At 35.1% G+C, this 19,957-nt stretch carries 21 protein-coding genes, 1 pseudogene and 1 riboswitch; of the genes and pseudogenes, 16 read left to right on the plus strand and 6 right to left on the minus strand.

Going from position 1 to position 19,957, the window contains the following annotated elements:
• Positions 1-149 precede the first annotated feature (149 nt).
• From ACFSCX_RS20510 to ACFSCX_RS20545, 8 genes and pseudogenes are all read left to right on the plus strand, one after another.
• On the plus strand, positions 150-1,190 hold the full coding sequence (locus ACFSCX_RS20510; protein WP_377930126.1) for a nucleoid-associated protein: 1,041 nt from the start codon (positions 150-152) through the stop codon (positions 1,188-1,190).
• A gap of 15 nt (positions 1,191-1,205) precedes the next feature.
• Entirely contained in the window at positions 1,206-2,156 is a 951-nt protein-coding gene (gene gapS4a, locus ACFSCX_RS20515; protein ID WP_377930127.1) for a GapS4a family protein, read from the plus strand.
• A gap of 1 nt (position 2,157) precedes the next feature.
• Entirely contained in the window at positions 2,158-3,300 is a 1,143-nt protein-coding gene (gene gapS4b, locus ACFSCX_RS20520) for a GapS4b family protein (protein WP_377930129.1), read from the plus strand.
• 12 nt (positions 3,301-3,312) lie between these two features.
• Positions 3,313-3,474, plus strand: a pseudogene (locus tag ACFSCX_RS20525) (sporulation protein YhbH); the annotation flags it as partial.
• 258 nt (positions 3,475-3,732) lie between these two features.
• Positions 3,733-4,686 (plus strand): glycerophosphodiester phosphodiesterase, encoded by a 954-nt coding sequence (locus ACFSCX_RS20530; RefSeq protein ID WP_377930130.1) that lies wholly within the window; start codon positions 3,733-3,735, stop codon positions 4,684-4,686.
• Positions 4,687-5,058: 372 nt separating this feature from the next.
• Positions 5,059-5,421, plus strand: coding sequence for a Na-translocating system protein MpsC family protein (locus ACFSCX_RS20535; protein WP_377930131.1), 363 nt, complete (start codon positions 5,059-5,061; stop codon positions 5,419-5,421).
• Between the two features lie 122 nt (positions 5,422-5,543).
• Positions 5,544-6,551 (plus strand): sodium-dependent bicarbonate transport family permease, encoded by a 1,008-nt coding sequence (locus ACFSCX_RS20540; protein ID WP_377930132.1) that lies wholly within the window; start codon positions 5,544-5,546, stop codon positions 6,549-6,551.
• 304 nt (positions 6,552-6,855) lie between these two features.
• Positions 6,856-7,773: a GNAT family N-acetyltransferase gene (locus tag ACFSCX_RS20545; RefSeq protein ID WP_377930133.1), complete on the plus strand. Its 918-nt coding sequence runs from the start codon at positions 6,856-6,858 to the stop codon at positions 7,771-7,773.
• Between the two features lie 240 nt (positions 7,774-8,013).
• On the opposite strand, the gene ACFSCX_RS20550 is transcribed toward ACFSCX_RS20545, so the two are convergent.
• From ACFSCX_RS20550 to ACFSCX_RS20565, 4 genes are all read right to left on the minus strand, one after another.
• Complete coding sequence (locus ACFSCX_RS20550) at positions 8,014-9,024, minus strand: FecCD family ABC transporter permease (RefSeq protein WP_377930134.1); 1,011 nt, start codon at positions 9,022-9,024, stop codon at positions 8,014-8,016.
• Positions 9,021-10,028, minus strand: a complete 1,008-nt coding sequence (locus tag ACFSCX_RS20555) for a FecCD family ABC transporter permease (RefSeq protein ID WP_377930135.1) — start codon at positions 10,026-10,028, stop codon at positions 9,021-9,023. Before ACFSCX_RS20555 ends, ACFSCX_RS20550 begins: the two co-directional genes overlap by 4 nt.
• Before the next feature lie 66 nt (positions 10,029-10,094).
• Positions 10,095-11,045 carry an iron-hydroxamate ABC transporter substrate-binding protein gene (locus ACFSCX_RS20560; protein WP_377930136.1) on the minus strand — a complete coding sequence of 317 codons (951 nt, stop codon included), beginning with the start codon at positions 11,043-11,045 and terminating at the stop codon, positions 10,095-10,097.
• Positions 10,996-11,841 (minus strand): ABC transporter ATP-binding protein, encoded by an 846-nt coding sequence (locus ACFSCX_RS20565; RefSeq protein WP_377930137.1) that lies wholly within the window; start codon positions 11,839-11,841, stop codon positions 10,996-10,998. The genes ACFSCX_RS20560 and ACFSCX_RS20565 overlap by 50 nt, the downstream gene beginning before the upstream one ends.
• A 232-nt stretch (positions 11,842-12,073) precedes the next feature.
• Here ACFSCX_RS20565 and ACFSCX_RS20570 point away from each other — a divergent pair, with 232 nt between their 5' ends.
• From ACFSCX_RS20570 to ACFSCX_RS20600, 7 genes are all read left to right on the plus strand, one after another.
• Positions 12,074-13,120 carry an NAD(P)/FAD-dependent oxidoreductase gene (locus tag ACFSCX_RS20570; RefSeq protein WP_377930384.1) on the plus strand — a complete coding sequence of 349 codons (1,047 nt, stop codon included), beginning with the start codon at positions 12,074-12,076 and terminating at the stop codon, positions 13,118-13,120.
• A gap of 102 nt (positions 13,121-13,222) precedes the next feature.
• Positions 13,223-13,690, plus strand: a complete 468-nt coding sequence (locus tag ACFSCX_RS20575; RefSeq protein ID WP_377930138.1) for a MarR family winged helix-turn-helix transcriptional regulator — start codon at positions 13,223-13,225, stop codon at positions 13,688-13,690.
• A 382-nt stretch (positions 13,691-14,072) separates the two neighbouring features.
• Positions 14,073-15,026: an ABC transporter permease gene (locus tag ACFSCX_RS20580; protein ID WP_377930139.1), complete on the plus strand. Its 954-nt coding sequence runs from the start codon at positions 14,073-14,075 to the stop codon at positions 15,024-15,026.
• Positions 15,016-15,966, plus strand: a complete 951-nt coding sequence (locus ACFSCX_RS20585; RefSeq protein WP_377930140.1) for an iron chelate uptake ABC transporter family permease subunit — start codon at positions 15,016-15,018, stop codon at positions 15,964-15,966. Before ACFSCX_RS20580 ends, ACFSCX_RS20585 begins: the two co-directional genes overlap by 11 nt.
• A complete protein-coding gene (locus tag ACFSCX_RS20590; RefSeq protein WP_377930141.1) occupies positions 15,960-16,718 on the plus strand; it encodes an iron ABC transporter ATP-binding protein in 759 nt (252 codons plus the stop codon). The genes ACFSCX_RS20585 and ACFSCX_RS20590 overlap by 7 nt, the downstream gene beginning before the upstream one ends.
• An 87-nt stretch (positions 16,719-16,805) precedes the next feature.
• Complete coding sequence (locus ACFSCX_RS20595) at positions 16,806-17,816, plus strand: siderophore ABC transporter substrate-binding protein (RefSeq protein WP_377930142.1); 1,011 nt, start codon at positions 16,806-16,808, stop codon at positions 17,814-17,816.
• A 72-nt stretch (positions 17,817-17,888) separates the two neighbouring features.
• A complete protein-coding gene (locus ACFSCX_RS20600) occupies positions 17,889-18,224 on the plus strand; it encodes an antibiotic biosynthesis monooxygenase (RefSeq protein ID WP_377930143.1) in 336 nt (111 codons plus the stop codon).
• 272 nt (positions 18,225-18,496) lie between these two features.
• On the opposite strand, the gene ACFSCX_RS20605 is transcribed toward ACFSCX_RS20600, so the two are convergent.
• Both ACFSCX_RS20605 and ACFSCX_RS20610 read right to left on the minus strand, forming a co-directional pair.
• Positions 18,497-18,646, minus strand: a complete 150-nt coding sequence (locus tag ACFSCX_RS20605) for a hypothetical protein (protein WP_377930144.1) — start codon at positions 18,644-18,646, stop codon at positions 18,497-18,499.
• Between the two features lie 19 nt (positions 18,647-18,665).
• Positions 18,666-18,908 carry a Spo0E family sporulation regulatory protein-aspartic acid phosphatase gene (locus ACFSCX_RS20610; RefSeq protein ID WP_377930145.1) on the minus strand — a complete coding sequence of 81 codons (243 nt, stop codon included), beginning with the start codon at positions 18,906-18,908 and terminating at the stop codon, positions 18,666-18,668.
• A riboswitch (cyclic di-GMP riboswitch) is annotated at positions 18,880-18,964 on the minus strand. It overlaps the preceding gene by 29 nt.
• Positions 18,965-19,399: 435 nt before the next feature.
• Between ACFSCX_RS20610 and ACFSCX_RS20615 the strand changes: the two genes are divergently transcribed.
• Positions 19,400-19,894 carry an ABC transporter substrate-binding protein gene (locus tag ACFSCX_RS20615; protein WP_377930146.1) on the plus strand — a complete coding sequence of 165 codons (495 nt, stop codon included), beginning with the start codon at positions 19,400-19,402 and terminating at the stop codon, positions 19,892-19,894.
• The last annotated feature ends 63 nt before the right edge of the window (positions 19,895-19,957 follow it).

Here is a 19,957-nt window from a genome sequence, read left to right on the forward strand (position 1 = left end):
TGACAATCATACAATGAAAGGTTATTATTTTTATCTGGTATATTTGGGTAATAAGTGTTTCATCTTATCTAGCAGAAACTGTCTACTTTAGTTTAGCAGTCACAAATGTTTGATAAAATATAACTAAATTATAAAGAGGGTTAAAAATTATGTTTGATTTTTTTAATGCAAACTTAGAGCAATTAATTGTCCATAAAATAGGGAATAAGCTACGAGAAGAGGGAATAATTTTCTCAGAAAAACCACAAGACATACAGGACGAAAACATGAAGGAAATATTATTAAAGTACTTTTTGTCGTCATTTAATTTTGAAAAAGTCTACCGATTTCACCATGAAAGTGACTTGAATCTTAATGAAATCTATACTTATTTATCAAGAGTTTTTCGAATGGAAAACGAATTATTTGAAGAATCATCTAACATTGCCCGTTTTTTATATAGTAAATCGTATCATCCAAGAATAAAAAGTGGTGAACTTTATATCTCATATATATCAAACTGTATTATTAATGGTAAAAGTACTGATTGTATTGGAATTTTTAAATCGGAAAATAGAGACCACTTTCTAAAGGTAAATAGTGAGGAAAATAATTTAAGTATTTATGTTGATCAAGGAATTGATATGAAGAGACTTGAAAAGGGCTGTATTGTTTTTAATGTTGATGAAAAACAAGGTTATAAGGTTTTAGTTATTGATAATACCAAGTCAAATTCAGAAGAGGCAAAATACTGGAAAGTTGACTTCTTAAATGTAACTTCAGAAAAGAATAATACTTATTATACTGAGAAGTATATAAAGATTTGTAATAATTTTTATGATAAAGCTTATGAAAGCGGAGATTATGAAAAACAAGAAATTATCGAAAAGAAGAATCAAACTTTAAACTATTTTTCTTCTAATGACCACTTTGATATCGATGATTATTCCTCGAGGATAATCAAAAGTGAAAAATACATTAATGAATTTAATAAAATAATAAAAAGCTCAGAAGAAATACCAATGAGCAAATTCAATATAGAACCAAATGTTGTTAAGAAAGAAATAAAGAAGTTCAAAAACATAATAAAATTAGATAATAATTTTGAACTTACAATAAAAACAAATAACAAAGATGGTGAATTAGAAAAAGGCTTCGATGAGGAAAAACAAATGTTCTTTTATAAGATTTATTATAAAAGAGAATTTTAATTAGGAGAGATATATATGGCCGGGGGAGAATTCCCAAAAAAACTTGGAGAATATGGTGAAAAGATAGTACAAAAAATATTACCCTTAATTGGGTATAATTCTGTAATAAATAATTTTGATATCAAATGCTATGACAATGAAGAACATAAAAGAACAAATGCAAAAGGCCATAGACAATCACATGGTGTTGATCATTTGTTTTCTTATAATTGTCCTTTAAGGGATAATACTATAGAAAATGTGATTATTTCAGCTAAATATCAAGATAATTATCCTGACAATGAGAAGGAGATTACAGAAAATTTCAAAAAGTTTTCAAAAGAAATTGTGCAAACTATGCAGTGTATTGATTATAGTGAGGAGTATACTCAAAGAATTGCCAGTCCACAATTACATAATCCAGATATAAAAAAGACAGGGGTAATATTTTGGTTAGCAAATGATGATTCTATTGATTCAGGTGTAATTGAAAAAATAGAAAATTTTAGAATGGAAGATTTAAATTTCGAATCAATTTATCTTGTAGATAATAAAAGGGCAAATTTCATCTTTTTAGTTTTAAATTTTATTAAATTGACTTATGGTAATACAGTACACGATTTCTACTATCCTGATACTGGTTATAATCACGATCCTAGAACAAAGAAATATAGTGGAAGTATATTACCAGTTCAATTTATTAATTCGAATATTATTCCTATAAAATTACAAACAGATTCAAAAACACTTTTATTGTTTATTAATGAAAACTTTAACGATGAAAATTTAAGAAGAATGATGGGATTAGCACACAATTTCACAAGGAATTTTAGTGGTAATGTAATTATACATTTTCCGGACTATGGTGGAGTTCATCATGTTTCCATTGTAGAAAAAGTTAAAAGTAATTTTACTGATCAGAATTTTGTAGGTAGTGTTTCAGTAAAATCATTTTTATTAAATGTTAATACATTAGGGGATGAATAATATGAGCAATGATGAAAACCAGAGCATTGAACGGCTAAGTATTGATGATATACTCCCGTATGGAGACATGATTAGGCCATTAATTGCTTCATCACTTTTAACAAGGACTGATTTAAAAGAATTGTTATTTAAGCGTGGAATATATACAGGAAGTTCAGAAAAGAGTATTACAATCCCAATACTATCTTCAACTCTTCTAACTCCAAACGAGTTTGAGATATTAAAATTGAAACAGACTACAAAAGAAAACACACCAAAGTTTGTTTCTAGAGAACTTATTTATGATTCTGATAAATCCTTATTTGATGTAGTGAAGGAAGACCTAATTTCAATAAGAGATATTGTTGGTAATAATGCAACTAATTATAAAATAATAAAAAGTACTCCCTTTACACCTATTAACCAAGATAAAAATAACTTAGAGCTTGAATATATTATTGAAAGAACGGATCCAACCAAAGATTTTTTTAACTCAACAAGTAGATATGAAGGGCGAATTAATTTACAACTTGATAAAGACCAAAATAAACTACAAGTATTGTTAGAATCAACTGCTCCTGAAACAAAGAGTTTGAATGAACTGTTGTATAAAGAAACTGTATTAAACCTAGAAAGAAAAAATTATATTAAAAAAGATAAAGAACAAAAAATAACTTTTGGAGAATTTAATAATGAAGAAAGAATAAAATTTTTATTGAGTCTACAAGGAATCGATAGGTTAAAAATTTTTGAATTTGATGAAGTGACAAGTTTTGAGGTTAGTTTTGATGAAAAAGTCAGCCTTCCTCAAGAAATTGATTGGATGGATAAAAAGGTTAAAAATATGATTCTAAAAGGTGAACAGCTACATGATACTGAAATATTAAAAAATTCAAAATTTCACTCATGTCTTTTAGTGTCAAGTGTTGTTGCAAATTATAGTTTTTCATCAAGAGACTCAAAGGGAGAATGTACCCTAGAATACGGTTTTTTTTCAAGAAAGAGAATACCATATCCAAATACAGAATTTGAATTTAAAATTACAAAATTAGTCGTAGATTCTAATCATACAACTAAATCAGAATATAAGGTAAAACGATTTTTATTGAGTTTGTTCAATAAATTTAAAAATGAGAAATACAATGAAATAAAAGGCGAAATATGAAGTGTATATGGTTGCTATGTGAATCAATACAACCGTCACTCAACCTTAATGTCCGCCTACAAAAACATCAGTGACGAAAAATTCCGCTACTTTATCCTCAAGCAAAAAGCCGATGTATTCCATGCGATGAAGAGCTTCTTTAAGAAGGAAGAAGAGAAGAAGATGTATGCTTAGTGAAAGAGAGGGAGACCTCTCTTTTTTATGTAATCAACGATTTTCCAGCTTTTAATTGATAGACCACTAGTGTATTACATGGCGCATTTGACATGATGGATAATTGTAAAATGTTTGTAAAACAACAAGTTTATATAACATGAAATGCGAGGAATTGATAAACTAAAAGTGAGACCTTTGTATAATAACGGTAAGCAATACAATTTACATACCTTCAGAAGCACTTACTGCAACTATTTTGATAGAAGGAGAGAAAATATGAAAAATTTCGTTAAGAATAATAGAATCATTCAAGTAATAGCGATTATCTTCCTCTTATATATAACGAATTTACTTTTACCGCGAACAGATACAAGCCTAGATGCCTCATGGTTTCCAAAAGAAAAGAATGCACCACTCATCATTGCACACCAAGCTGGCAACCAGGAGCGGCCATCCTCTACCAATCTTGCTTTTGAGCATGCTGTAGAAATTGGTGTGGATATACTTGAATTTGATGTTGCCTTAACGAAGGATCATAGACTTGTCACGATTCATGATCTGACAGTCGACCGTAATACAAATGGTACGGGTAGAGTTAGAGATAAAACCTATGAGGAGATACGAGCATTAGATGCAGGTTATGGACTTGAGGATGAGAATGGTCAACCCATTCGAGACATTGCTCTCAACCCATTTATTGATATTGGGGCTTATATCCCTGATTTAGAAGAGATATTTACTAAATATGGAGATAAAAAAATGGTTGTTGAACTAAAAGACTCTGCGGAGGATGGCAAAAAAAGCGCGGAGGTCTTTTGGAACTTAGTCAAGAAGTACGATATGCAACATAATATTGTGGTAGCAAGCTTTGATAAGGATACTCTATTAGAATTACGCAAGTTGTCAGATGGTCAAATTATTACTTCAGCTAGCCAAGGAGAAATGTATCCATATTATATTTTTCATCGACTAGGACTTCCTGTATTTAATAATTTTGTTTCATTTGAGATGCTCCATCTTCCTGTTGGTTATAACATAAAAGGTATCGAAATTGACTTAGCAACAAACGCAATGTTAAAAGATGCAGAGAAGCGCAACATGCCTGTCTATTATTGGACAATCAATGATAAGGAAGAAATGCGAGAGCTTGTAAGAATGGGTGTAGACGGAATCATGACAGATCGTCCGGAGCTATTACTTACTGTTTTACAAGAAGAAGGATTGCGATAAAAAAGAATGACACAATAAATACGTGTCATGAGGGTTTTATTACACCTATGACCTTTAAGGAAATTATCGGATAACGAACGACAGGTTGTTCCATAGAATCAGAAATTTACAGAATGATAAAAAGGATCACAGCCTGTCACAATATTGACATTTTAAACGAATGAAGCTATATTAATAGTAATATAATAATCGAGAGATGTTCTTTAACTTTTTTCGTTGACAGCGCTTTAGCGTGTTGTTAATTAACGAATTGGCAAGATGAAAAAGCTACTGCCTTTGGAAAAAGTATAAATAACGTAAATCGGTGTATTTCTTGGGCGAGTTGAAGTATTGCTAAGGAATAGACCATTTTTTATTTGGGGGGAGCAAAACTTGAAATCTAAAGGACTATTAGAATCAGAAATAAGTAAAGCCATCACACAATGGGAAAAGGATTTTCTTGGTAGAGGCTCTGTATCGGTTAAAACAGATATCTTGCGTGATATGGTCATCATCAATTTAAAAGGGATATTAACACCGGCTGAATATGCTGTTTGTGAATCAAAGGATGGCATGTTATCTATAAAGAAAATTCGCTCCGATTTGGTCGAATCAGGTATTGACGATTTAAAACAAATTATTTTCGAGCATACGGGAGAACAAGTCGATAGTTTTCATACGGATATTAGTACTCGTACCGGTGAACGAGTAATGGTGTTTAAACTTTTTAATGATCTTGAGAAAAATTTTAACTGAATAACGGGAGATCTTTAAAGGGCTTTTTTTAAAACCAGTTGAAGATAAACCGACAATCCAGGAATGAGTAGCTAAAAAGCACTCGTTTTTGAGATTGTCGGTTTTTTTTAGGAGGGAAAAGTATGAATGAAATCATAATGCAAAATATATTATCTCCAGTTGTTTTATTTTTTCTACTCGGTATTATTGCAGCCATTTTTAAATCTGATTTGAAGTTCCCTAATGGGTTAAGTGAAGCATTAAGTATTTATCTACTTATGGCGATCGGAATAAAGGGAGGAATAGAACTTTCACATTATGAGATTCACTCTGTGATTGCTCCCGTTCTAGGAGCGTTATTATTAGGAATCATCATTCCGCTTATCACCATTTTTGTTCTGAAGCTCCTTAAAATGGATTTAAAAAATTCGATTGGACTTGCCGCAACATACGGCTCTATCAGCATTGTTACATATGGAGCCGCTATCACCTTTCTTGATAAAAATGGTACATCTTATGAAGGATTTATGAATGCATTAGTTGTGTTAATGGAGAGCCCAGCTATTTTAGTTTCCTTACTTTTGTTGAAAATAATCGAGAGCAAACAAGATGTATCGGTATTTCCTTCACAAAGTATGGGTATTATCTCTAGGTATAGCTCTTTACTAGATAAGGAGGTACTTCGAGAAAGTATTTTCGGGAAAAGTATACTATTACTTGTTGGTAGCTTAATAATCGGTCTAATTCTAGGAGAACGTGCTGTCCCAATGGTGAAACCGCTATTTATGGACTTATATAATAGTATTTTAATCTTATTTCTATTAAATATGGGATTAATTGCGGGGCAACGATTACCAGAGGTTAAAAAGCACGGTATCAAATTATTACTGTTTGGGTTATTGATGCCACTTCTATTTGGGAGTTTAGGTGTCATGATAGGTGAATTGGTCGGATTATCCTTAGGCGGTGTTACGTTAATGGGGGTATTAGCTGGAAGTGCTTCCTATATTGCTGCACCAGCAGCTTTAAAAACCTCTGTTCCAGAAGCGAATCCGTCCATCTATTTAGGCTTAGCCTTAGGAGTCACGTTTCCTTTTAATTTAATTATTGGTATACCCGTATATTATGAACTCGCTAAATGGATTCACTAAGAGGTGATACGGCGATTATAACAGGTGTTAACTAGTTTATTAGCAGTCATTACTGTGAAAAAAGTAAGAAGAACTGATGATTCTAAACTTTGATTGGTTGATTTCACAACCGTATAGGTAATGAAAAAGCTTGAGAGTTTAAAGCTGTTATGTAAGAAAAAGGGACATAGGCTAAGCCTATGTTCTTATTTATTTCCGAATCCCTAATCATATTCTCTAGTAAGTCTACTAATAAATGTAAATCAATTATTTACTGAAGGTTTCTTAGTTGATAGAATAGTGGATATTGATTTGGAGGGATTGCATGACCTTTATTGTACGTAAACTATCAAAAGATGATGGGGAAATGGTTTACCCGATTCGTCAAGAGGCTTATCGCCAAAACAAAGGAGCATCATCCTTAATCGATAAGATTGATAAAGATCGGATGAAAGTGCAGCTCGCTCTCGTGAACCGTGGTTCAAACATGGTAATAGGTTACAGCTTATTATGGGAACAAGTTACTTCACCCCTCATACACCGACTCGAAATACAATTACACCCTGATTATAAAATAGTAGAACTGTTAAACATGCTGTATCAATCAACCACACAAGGCTTGTCTGAAATCGATTCAAAAGCGATACAAACAAGGTTGTTAGAGAGCCAAACATATGAACTTGAGTATTTTATAAAACAAGGATTTTTAGAAGATCATAGAATGGAGAAAGTGTACTTAGACCTTCAAGATAAATCATTGAACATCCATGAACATGCTCAACCGAATATATCGATCACTACTTTAGCAAAAGAAAAACGAGTTGATGGTCATTATAATGAAAAATTAAAGGAATTAAACGAGAGGACTTGGTTCGATTTTCCGAGAGAGGCCTTACTTCCACCTATGCCACCGAATGATAATTGGTTACACTATGAAAATAATATAGAGGAAGCATTTTTCATTGCGAAAGATGGTAATCAGTTCATTGGATATAGCCACCTTTGTACATTTAGTGATACATCGAAAAAGCTCCTTCAAGGAAATACCGCTGTCTTAGGTGAGTTTCGAGGAAAAGGTGTTGCCACTGCCTTAAAAATAGAAGGGATTCAATATGCTCAAGCAAATGGCTATGAGGGAATCTTCACGTCCCATCGCAATACGAATATTCCGATGAATACGGTTAATGAAAAATTAGGATGGAAAAGATATGTGAGTGAAGTGAGACTGCAAAAGCTTCTATAATTATACTTACCATTGGAAATGTTCTTGAGCTTGAATTGAAAAAGGCAATCAAAGACATTTTGCTCTACAATCGTCATGAAAATGTCTAAGAGAAGGGAACTCAAAGACATTTCCCCCTCTAATCGTCAAGAAAAAGTCGATAGAAAGGGAAAATAGCATACGAACCAAGGTTCCGGTTACGTATGCTATTTCCTTGATAAAAGATTGACTTCTTTAATTGAAACTACAAACTTTGGCTCTTTACTTTTGCCGCAATAATAAATAGATAAAGTATGGTGCTCCTATGAGCGCAGTCATGATCCCAGCAGCGATTCCGTCTGGGTCAGCGAGATTCCGTCCAATGGTGTCCGCTAGTAGAAGTAACCAGCCTCCAAGTAGGAGACATATTGGTAGGAACAGCTGGTTTCTAGGGCCAACTAGTGCTTTGGCAATGTGAGGGGCCATCAATCCAATAAACGCGATGCCGCCTGTTACTGATACGGCAGCCGCGGCTAATGCTACTGCCGAAAGGAGCAAGACCAGTCGTTCTCGCTCAATCGAAACGCCGACACCAATTGCAACCGATTCCCCTAAGCCTAATACATTTAATCGATTTGCTTTGTATAAACTAAAAGGAATTAGTACGATGAGCCACGGTAAAATCGCCCATATAAACGGCCAATCAGTTCCCCAAATACTACCTGCTAACCACCTTGCAATAAAATCTACTTTTTCACGATCAGATGAAGAAATCAGCACTACCATTAAACCGGATAATGCCATCTGAAATCCAACACCCGTTAAAACAAGTCGAATAGGTCGAAGACCAACTCGTTTACTGTAGGAGAATAAATAAATCAAACAAGCTGTTAGTAATGCACCGAAAAAACCGACCGCTGGTAGTACATAAATAAACGAACTAGCACTAATTGGAAAGTACAAAAAGAAGAGAGCGACTCCCACTCCTGCACCCGCATTAATGCCAATAATTCCAGGATCAGCTAAATCATTTCTCGTAATCCCTTGTAAAATTGCCCCCGAAACTGCGAGTGCCATTCCGGCAAGAAGGGTAATCACTATTCGTGGGAGGCGAATCGAAAATAACACAAACTCTTCTTTGTTGGTTCCTTGACCAAGCAAGGTAAGAAGGAGTCTATTATAGGAAAGGGAAGAGTAACCAAGACCCATACCAATAACTATCGTGATTAGAATGAATACAATTAATAAAAGTAAGAAGATCCGCTGTTTTCTGATTAAACTTGGATGAATCATGAGAATGCTCTGCCTCCTTTTCGGACGATTAATAAGAAGAAAGGAAGGCCCAATAATGCGACAATGGCGGATACCGGTGTTTCAAATGGAGCATTTAGATTCCGTCCAAGTGTGTCAGCGAGGATTAAAAAAGTTGCTCCAAACATAGCTGACATCGGCAAAATATAACGATAATCGGTTCCGACAACTAACCGGACAATATGAGGGACCATAAGCCCTATAAAGGCTAGGTTTCCGACTAACGCAACCGCTGAGCCTGCTAGAATAACAACAACGAAAAATAATAGAAATTTGATAGTGGTCGTTTTTTGTCCAAGTCCAATGGCCACTTCTTCATTTAAACTGAGGATTGTAAGCTGTCTTGAGAAAAATAATGAAATGACAATCCCAATTATGATGAAAGGAACAATGACTTGAAGCTGTCCCCACGTTGTTCCGATGATTCCACCAGCACTCCACATTGAAATATCCTTTGAAATCTTGAAGTACAATCCGATTCCTTCCGCAATGGCATACAAAAAGGCCGAAACAGCTGCACCTGCTAAGACAATTCGAAATGGTGAAAACCCGCCTTTTCTTGCACTTCCTATACTCACAACTAAAATCGTTCCTAATGCTGCACCGATAAAACAAGCAACCATAATGACAAAATAATTTGCTGTTGGAATAAGCGCAATCGTTAAAGCAAGAGCGGCATTTGCACCCGCGGTTAGGCCTAATAGGCTAGGATCGGCTAGTGGGTTTCGAGTAATTCCTTGCATAATCGCACCTGCAACTGACAGTCCCGCCCCTACAAAGGCAGCAGCGACTTCTCTAGGTAAGCGAATTTCGCGGAGCATAATCAGTGTATCTGTTTTTACACTTGAGAATAGAGCAAGAAATACCTCTTTTGTCGTCGTGTCAGCAGCACCAAATATCATCGCAATAAAGAAAACAAGGACAAACAATAGGAAACTAAGTAGTAGTTTAATTGTAAAGGGAATGGAAAGTATGTATGTTTTCATAGTACCTCAGCTCTCTACCAGAATTGAAGAAGAGGAATTCTTACGAGAAGAATTCCTCACATGATATTAGTTTCCAAGAAATGATTCAATAAAGAATTCTAGTTGATACTCAAGTGTAATCGGATCATTGAAATAGAATTCCTTTGCATTTGCTACATATACTTGATTATTCTTTACAGCAGGAATGTTTTTAAACGTTTCAGACTCCATAAATGAAGTTTCTGTATCTTCTGCTTTGCTCACAATTAGGTAATCACCAGCAAACTCAGGTAATACTTCAAGAGATAAAGAATAGTAACCAGGCTCTAAGGCCATTTCTTTTACTTTTTCAGGCATATTCAGCTTCATTTCTTGGTATAGAATTTCTGTTCCGCGAGCCCAATTATCTCCAAATACATATAGTTCTTTATTAAAGTTCTCAATAACTGAAACCGTTGCATGTTCTCCAATTTTTGCTTTGATTTCAGTTCCAGCTTCAGCTGCACGAGCTTTGAAATCATCGATCCAAGCTTTTGCTTCTGCTTCTTTATTTACTAGTTTTCCAATTTCTAAGTGTTGTGTTAAATAATCAAGCTTTCCGTAAGTAAATGTAACAACAGGGGCAATTTCCTGTAGCTTTTCTACATTTTTCATGCTAGATAATCCGATAATTAAATCTGGCTCTAGCTCAAGAATTTTTTCCAAGTTTTCATCCGTTACTTCTTCAACACCATCTAGCTCGTATCGAGGATTATTTTTTGACCAAGAATCTACACCAACAACTGGTACATCAAGAGCAAGTACATTTCCTGCAAAAGTTGATAGTACGATGACACGCTCAGGATTTGCTGGAACTTCTACCGGACCATTTTCAGATTCATATGTAATGGTTCCAGATTGTGTTTCTCCTGTTGATTGATCCGTTGTAGTTTCACTTTCTGTTTGCGTTTCTGTCTCAGCTGTCTCGTTTGCTGCATCTGTGCAAGCACTAAGCATGAGTACTAGTAACAGTAGGAATGGTATGAGTAATTTTTTCATGTTGATTAACTCCTTTTAATAGGTTGTAAGTTATACACATCGGCTTTTGAGTCCTAGGATCTCTTCCGATTGTTGCATCAACTTGAAACACTTCTTGTAGCACGTCTCGGGTAATGACTTCTTCACAATTACCTGCTTTCACAATCTGTCCATCCTTTAATGCGATGAGATAATCTGCAAAGCGGGCTGCCTGATTTAAGTCGTGAAGAACCATCACGATCGTGCGTTTCTGTTCCCGGTTAAGCCTTTGTAAAAGCTCAAGAACCTCGAGTTGATGAGCCATATCTAAGTATGTGGTTGGTTCGTCTAGAAAAATCATTTCTGTTTCCTGAGCAAGTGACATAGCAATCCATACACGCTGACGTTGTCCGCCTGATAAAGCATCTACAGGATGATACTTGAAATCGATTGTTCCGGTTACTTCAAGTGCCCAATTGATTACTTCTATATCCTTTTTAGTTAACCGGCCAAATCCTTTTTGATAGGGAAAACGCCCGTACGACACCAATTCACCGACCGTTAAGCCACTCGCACTTTCAGGAGTTTGAGGTAAAATCGCCATTTTTTTGGCAAGAGCCTTCGTGTCTTCTTTTGTAATACTCCCACCGTCAAGAATAATGGACCCCTTCTCGTGCGGGATAATCCGTGTCATTGCTTTTAACAGGGTAGATTTACCACAACCATTTGAGCCGATAATCGTTGTAATTTTTTGATCTGGTATATGGATACTAAGATCTTTCACAATTAACCGTTCGCCGTAGCTGACTTGTAAATCATTTGTGTAAAGACGTACCATGATAATCCTCCAATTGGAAAAATCTAGTTAATATTGATAATCATTATCAACATAATGTACAATGTAACTATAATTCTATTGATAATGATTGTCAACCTCATTTGTTGTGTTAGAAAAACTTGCTAATACGTTGGAGCAAACGTTGATGTTGGTTCTTTTGAAATCAAAATTTCATTAGGAACAGGTGCTGAGAGTGAAAAAGTTGGGTTAGGGAGTGTGTATCGTGAAGGAAATGGATCTTTTTGATGTGACGATTATTGGTGGAGGTCCTGCTGGGCTTTATTCAGCATTTTATAGTGGACTTCGTGAAATGAAAACGAAAATTATTGAATTCCAGCCCCAATTAGGAGGGAAAATTCATATTTACCCTGAGAAATTGATTTGGGACGTGGGGGGACTAACACCAACATCAGGCGCTAATCTAATCAAACAGCTTGTTGAACAAGGATTAACCTTTGATCCAACAGTTGTTTTAAATGAACGAATCACTTCCATATCGAAAAATGAAGAGGGTATGTTTGAATTACATGGTTCAAGTGGGCAAATCCATTATTCAAAAACGGTAATAGTTGCCGTAGGTAGTGGAATTCTAAAACCACAAAAGCTTACAATCGAAGGGGCAGAACGATTTGAGATTTCGAACTTGCATTATACAGTTAAATCGTTGCAGTATTTCAAGGATAAAACGGTCGTCATTTCAGGTGGAGGTAATGCTGCGATAGACTGGGCAAACGAACTGGAGCCTGTAGCCAAAAAAATATACTTAACACATCGGAAGCCAAATTTATCAGGACATGAAGCACAAATAACCCAGTTAATGAACAGTTCTGCGGAGTGTTTAATGAATACGAGTATTACGAAGCTACTCGCATCGCCTAATCAAGAGGAAATTGAGCGTGTTGAGTTAACAAATCATGAAACTGGAGAAGTCTTGTATTTGGTTGTGGATGATATTGTGATTAATCACGGTTTTGAACGGGACGCCTCCTTGCTTGAAAATAGTGACTTATCGATTGATATACTAGATCATTTCTATATTTCAGGTACTGTTTCGAGCGAGTCATCTGTAAAAGGACTTTACGCGGCAGGGGATATACTGAAGCATGAGGGGAAATTGAACTTGATTGCAGGGGCCTTCCAGGATGCCGCGAATGCGGTTAACAAGGCAAAGCAATATATTCAGCCTGATGCTGCTGGAGTGGCCATGGTATCTTCACATAATGAAGTGTTTAAACAAAGAAATCGTGAGCTTGTTAAAAAAATGCTATTGTCACAATAATAAAAAAAGAAAGGATCTTCTCTTGCAAGAAGGTCTTTTTCTATTTGTATAAAGCTCCTTTCACTTTTATAATAAATATAGGAAAAGAAGCGGTATTTTACTGTGGCAATAGGAGTGAGAGGTATTTCAACTGAAAAATATTTATTAGATCAATCTATTGGTTATAAACTATTTCATGCTTCACGATTAATGAGTAATCGGTTAAATCAAAATTTTCAGCTTCATGGATTTGAGATTACATATGAGCAGTGGCAAATATTAAGTAGATTGTATGAGAAGGATGGGCTGACACAAAATCAACTTGCTATGAAAAATGAACGAGATCAAGCTAGTATTTCTCGTTTAATTGACAATATGATAAAACGTAATTTAGTTAGACGAGAACCAAACAATGAAGATAGACGAATTAAGCATATCTATTTAACGGATGAATCAAAACAAATACAAAGGGATCTCGAAGGATTAGCGCTCACGACGATATCACAAGCAACCCAAAATATGACTGAAGAAGAATTAAAAATGTGTTTAAAAAGCTTAGATTTAATTCGAACTAACTTACAAGAACTCTAGAAGGTGACTCATTCACCTTCTATTTTTTTTGTAGACTTTTTAGAACTTCCACACGTTTCTAGGTAGGCTAGCCAAAACATCATTCATAGTAGATGATTCAATCAGTTTTTTTTATAATCCAACGATTATTGACCACATTCCAACTTTTTTAGAGAAGATGGAAAAGAGTGACGTCTTTGAGAATTGTCCAGTAGAAGTAGTACAAATGGTGAACTAGAAAAAAATATTAAAAAATTGGAAAAAGAGCATTGACTATGATAATGATAATTGTTATCATTACAACGGTAATACTTGTTTAAACAAGTATTATTTTCTTGTCAGTTATTGATAATGATTATCTTTTGCTTTTGTAATAAAATCTCTTAAACTGAGAGGACTTCATATGAAACTTCGTTATTTGGTCAGTTTACTTATTATACTATCTTTTGTTTCGCTTTTTGTTGGTGTCTCAAATGTATCACCGTTGGACATTTTTCAATTAACGGAAGATCAAAAGGAAATTTTATTCATTAGTCGATTTCCAAGGCTAATGAGTATATTAATCGCTGGTATGTCCATGAGCATCGTTGGTTTAATCATGCAGCAGCTTAGTCGGAACAAATTTGTATCTCCGACGACAGCCGGAACAATGGATTCTGCAAGATTAGGGGTGTTAGTAGCCTTACTATTATTTCCAGCAGCAGGAATGCTTGAAAAAATGGCGATTGCATTTATTTTTGCACTGTTAGGAACTTTTATTTTCATGAAAATTCTAGACAAAATCAAATTTAAGGACGCGATCTTTATACCACTAGTTGGGTTAATGTTTGGAAATATTGTAGGGTCGTTAACCACATTTTTTGCGTATAAATATGATCTCATTCAAAGTATAGGTTCCTGGCTTCATGGGGATTTTTCGATGATTATCAAAGGCAGATATGAACTTTTATACATAAGTATCCCAGCCGTCATTCTTGCTTACCTTTTTGCGAACCGATTTACGATTGCGGGAATGGGTGAGGACTTTGCTACGAATCTAGGACTCAACTACAAGCATGTTGTCAACATCGGGTTAATTATTGTGGCGCTCGTATCTGCCGTTGTATTACTAACAGTGGGTACACTACCATTCTTAGGATTAATTATTCCTAACATTGTATCGATTTACCAAGGCGATCATTTAAAAAATAGTTTGCAGCATACGGCTGTTCTTGGAGCTGTGTTCGTATTAGTTTGTGATATTTTTGGTCGCATCATTATTTTCCCTTATGAAGTATCGATTGGGTTAACGGTGGGTGTCATTGGAAGCGGTATCTTCCTGTATTTACTACTGAGGAGAAGAGCACATGGCTTATAAAACGAAACTTATTAGTCTCACAATCTTATCTATTTGCTTAATAGCCTTGTTCTTATTTTGGGATATTGGAGAGCACTGGGAATATGTACTTCCTAAAAGAGCTATTAAAATATTTGCCATCATCATTACAGGAAGCTGTATTGCCTTTTCAACCATCGTGTTTCAAACGATTACAAATAATAGAATCTTAACGCCAAGTTTAATCGGACTTGATTCCCTGTATTTATTGATTCAAACCGTGATTGTATTCTTATTTGGCGGGACTACACTAGCCATGATGAGCAGGGAGTACCATTTTCTATTATCCGTAGGTCTCATGATTATCTTCGCCTTGCTGTTATTTAAATATATCTTCAAAAAAGAAGGTAAAAACATTTACTTCCTGTTGTTAATCGGGATTATTATGGGTACGTTTTTTGAAAGCATCTCGTCCTTTATGCAGCTACTCATTGATCCGAATGAATTTCTAGTCGTGCAAGATTCGATGTTTGCTAGCTTCAATAATGTGAATACAGACCTCCTCTTAATCTCTGTTGTGTTATTAGTGGCGATTACAGTTTATTTCTCTAGGTTTGTAAAATTTTTAGATGTCATTTCACTTGGAAGAGATGAAGCCGTTAATTTAGGTGTTAATTATGATCATGTTGTGAAGCGATTGTTAATCGTTATTGCAGTTCTTGTATCTATTTCAACTGCGTTAGTGGGACCGATTACGTTTTTAGGATTACTCGTCGCAAATGTGGCACATGAATTTTTACGAACATACAGGCATTCTTTCTTAATCTCAGGTTCGATTTTGATTAGTATCGTAGCGCTTGTAGGTGGACAATTTTTAGTCGAGCGAGTGTTTACCTTTTCCACAACAATTAGTGTCATCATTAACTTTGTAGGTGGCGTGTACTTTATTTACCTACTGTTAAAGGAGAATAAAACATGGTAGAAGTGAAAAATGTATCGAAAAAGTATGGAACGAAACCAGTAGTTGAGAATGTTTCCCACAGTATTCAAAAAGGGAAAATCACTTCATTTATCGGAGCCAATGGGGCTGGAAAGAGTACGCTTCTTTCGATGATTTCAAGGCTAATTCCGAGGGACGCAGGTCACGTTCTCCTAGAGGGTAAGGAGATTACTTCTTATAAAAGTAATGAACTAGCTAAATCTATTTCAATCCTAAAACAATCGAACAATGTAAATATCCGAATTACGATAAAGGAATTAGTAAGTTTTGGTCGGTTTCCTTACTCTCAAGGAAAGCTTAGGGAAGAGGACTGGAAATATGTAAATGATGCAATTTCATATATGGAGCTTGAGGCATTACAAGATAAGTTTATTGATCAATTAAGCGGTGGTCAGCTTCAACGAGCATACATTGCCATGGTATTAGCTCAAGATACAGAGTATATCCTTTTGGATGAGCCACTCAATAATTTAGATATGAAGCATTCTGTTCAGATTATGAAGGCGCTTCGAAAAATGGTAGATGAGTTAGGCAAAACGATTATCCTCGTCATTCATGATATAAATTTTGCTTCCTGCTATTCCGATTTTATCGTTGCTTTGAAGGATGGAAAGGTGATCAGAGAAGGGAAAACAGAAGAAATAATTACAAATGAAGTTTTGAGAGAAGTGTATGGCATGGAATTTCAAATCCAAGAAATTGATGGAAAAAAGATTTGTGTGTATTTTTCATAAGAAACGATAGTAAGGCCCGTTTTTTGCGGGATAAACATGTGTGTAATAATCATTTTTATATATAAAAAAATTAAAGGAGAGATTAACATGAAAAAAAATATTCTTTCAATTTTTATGATTGCAATGCTAGCCCTCGTTTTAGCAGCGTGCGGTACATCAACCGAAACGACAGGGGAAGCTGAGACGAAGACAGAAAGTCAAAATGCTAATTCAACAGAAGGGAAACAAGAAGAAAAAGAAGAAGTTGCTACAGAGCCAACTGAACATGCCATTACGCATGAACTAGGAGAAGTTGTGGTAAAGCATAATCCTCAAACTGTCGTTGTATTTGACTTTGGGGCACTAGATACGTTGGATAAACTAGGTGTAGAAGTGGCTGGAGTAGCAAAAGCAAGTACTTTACCTAGCTATCTATCTAAATATGAAGATGACAAATATGTGAATGTTGGTAGCTTAAAAGAACCTGATTTCGAGACAATTTATGGAATGAAGCCAGACTTGATTATAATTTCAGGTAGACAGTCAGCAGCTTATGAAGAGCTAAATAAAATTGCTCCAACCGTATTCATCAGTATTGATAACTCGAACTATATGGAATCTTTTACAAATAACGTGAAACTATTAGCCCAACTATTTGGTAAAGACGAAGCAGCTGAAGCAGAGCTTGTAACAATCAATGAAACAATCGCAAGTCTTCAAGACATCACAAACTCTGATGAGAAAAAAGGATTATTTGTGTTAACTACAGGTGGAAAGCTAAGTGCTTATGGTTCTGGATCTCGATTCGGAATTATTCATGATGTTTTTGGTGTGAAAGCTGCAGATGAGAATATTGAAGCTTCCACTCATGGTATGAGTGTAACATTTGAGTATATTGCAGAGAAAAATCCTGATTACTTATTTGTCATCGATCGCGATTCCGTTGTATCTGGAGAAGGAAATGCATCTGACGTATTTAACAATGAGCTTGTGAATAAAACAAAAGCAGCGAAGGCTAATAAAATTGTGTATTTAGATCCAGCCGTATGGTATCTATCTGGTGGAGGACTTATTTCAACAGCACAGATGGTTGAAGAAATTAAAGCTGCATTAAAATAATGGTAAGTTGGGGATTCTTGTAAGTGTTAGGAATCCCCTTTGTTCTAGAAAAAATAAAGCGGGGATGAGCTTATGTTTATACAAATGAGAAAAACAGTTGTAACAGAAGGTAATTCAGAAAAGGTAGTAGAACGATTCAGCGGTGAAGGAATTATTGAGAAACAAGAAGGGTTTATTGACTTATCCGTTATGGTCAAAAAGGTTCGACGCGGGGAAGAAGAAGTAATCGTGATGATTCGATGGGAATCAGAAGACCATTGGAAAATGTGGGAGAAGAGTGATGCCCATATAGCTGGTCATAAAGCTCGAGTTGGTCAGCCAGCACCGGATTATATCGTAAGTTCAGAAGGTGGACTTTATGATTTAGTGACTGTAAAAACAAGTAATACTATTGAAAGAATAAACTAATTTACAATACTAGAACATCCTTTCTCGATTTGAGAAAGGATGCTTTACGTTACTAGTCAAGTTTCATGATGTTTTTTAAGTCAGTCTAATATATAGTTTTGTCCAATCTATTCAATAATAGACTTTGTTTGATTTTTTCAAGGGGAGGATAAACATGAAAAAACAACAAGTACCCTTAAAACGAATCATCAAAAAAATAACAGTTCCCGTTAGGATGAACTGTTATTATCTTCTTCTTTGATCATACTTCTAGTCATTCCATTAAGATACACTTATTTTGAAACGATGTATTCCTCTTTTATTATAGACTTTTGCCATTTTAATTGCTCTTCTAGTTCATGCTGGTGTTCTTGTTCTTGCACTTCCATATGCAATTTGATGTTCTTTTTGACAACCTTATTTATTAATTTCTTTTTAGACATCCTACATTCCTCCAATTTATCAACTATGGGATTTTATTAATTCTCCTTGTTGGTTTAACTTTTGATCCAAAAATTGACTAATTTCAACTACTAGTGGGTCATCCATCCTACCAACTCGTTCGCTAGCTTTATACATTAAATTTCTCAAAATAAATATATCTCTATTAACTACCTCTAAAGAACGCTCTTTGCAATAATCCAAACTACATTCCCCCTCTATTTTAGGAGTAATATTCGGTAACTGGCTGGCATATTTTTTCAACTTAGCCCCTTTAGTTTTGCGTCACCATCTTTCGATTGGGTTTGCCATTTTCGTACTAAGTGCAATTTGGAATTAGACCCATAACAATGATAAAGAAGAAGATGTAATTATAATATACTATTTTTTCAGAATATTCACAATATGAAATAGGCAATATTCGACATTTTTTTAGCCTAAGCCGATAGATTTAGGTCTTTAATTTTCATTTTATATCCTTTTTCAATATTTATAAAAATCATCGAGAAGAAGGCTAATCATGAAACAAACATCGGTTCTTATAGATTTTTCTTCGCTGGTGTACTTCTCCCTCAAATAACCCTAAATGAGTAAAAGGGAAAAGCACCCATTTACTCATTTAGGAACATTTGCTCTGCCTTAGGCTAAACGGGGCGATTGCTCCTTTTGTTCGTGGGGAAAAGTTATAAAAAACGAATGCCGTAATGTTGTAAAGAGTATAAATGATATAAAAAGCAGTAAAGGGATGTGGGTATATGATTGATGCAAATCATCAAGACTATGTGAAAAGCACCCAAACTGGTACCATTTATATAGTCGATCCATCACCATTAAATTGGTTGTATGTATTATTTAATACAATGGAAGAGGCTGTTCGAGCTGATCATCAAGGAAGGATCGTTCCATCACTGGCAAGAGAACTTCACTGGGTTAATGATAGGACATTAGAGCTTTCTCTACGAAATGAAGTGATATTTCATAATCATGAACCCTTTACTTCTTACCATGTTCAGCAAGCCTTTCATGAAGAAAGAAAATGGATTGCCCCACATCCTCCTGGGACATGGGTAAATCTACTTGACGGAACCACAATTGAGGCAATCGATGAGAATACGGTCCGATTTCATTTTCCAAAACCGGACGGATTAGCCACAGGGAAACTAAGGGTTTACCATATTGCAAGTCTGTTATTTTGGAATGTTCTTGGATTTGGTTATAAGAAATTCGGAACAGCAGAAGGTCACTGGTGAGTACTGGATGAACCAGGCCCGTGGGGCACTGGACCGTTTATATTATCAAAAGGTTATTCTTCT

It is taken from the genome of Bacillus salitolerans, from assembly GCF_042680805.1.
GTDB classification, from domain to species: Bacteria; Bacillota; Bacilli; order Bacillales; family SA4; genus Bacillus_CJ; species Bacillus_CJ salitolerans.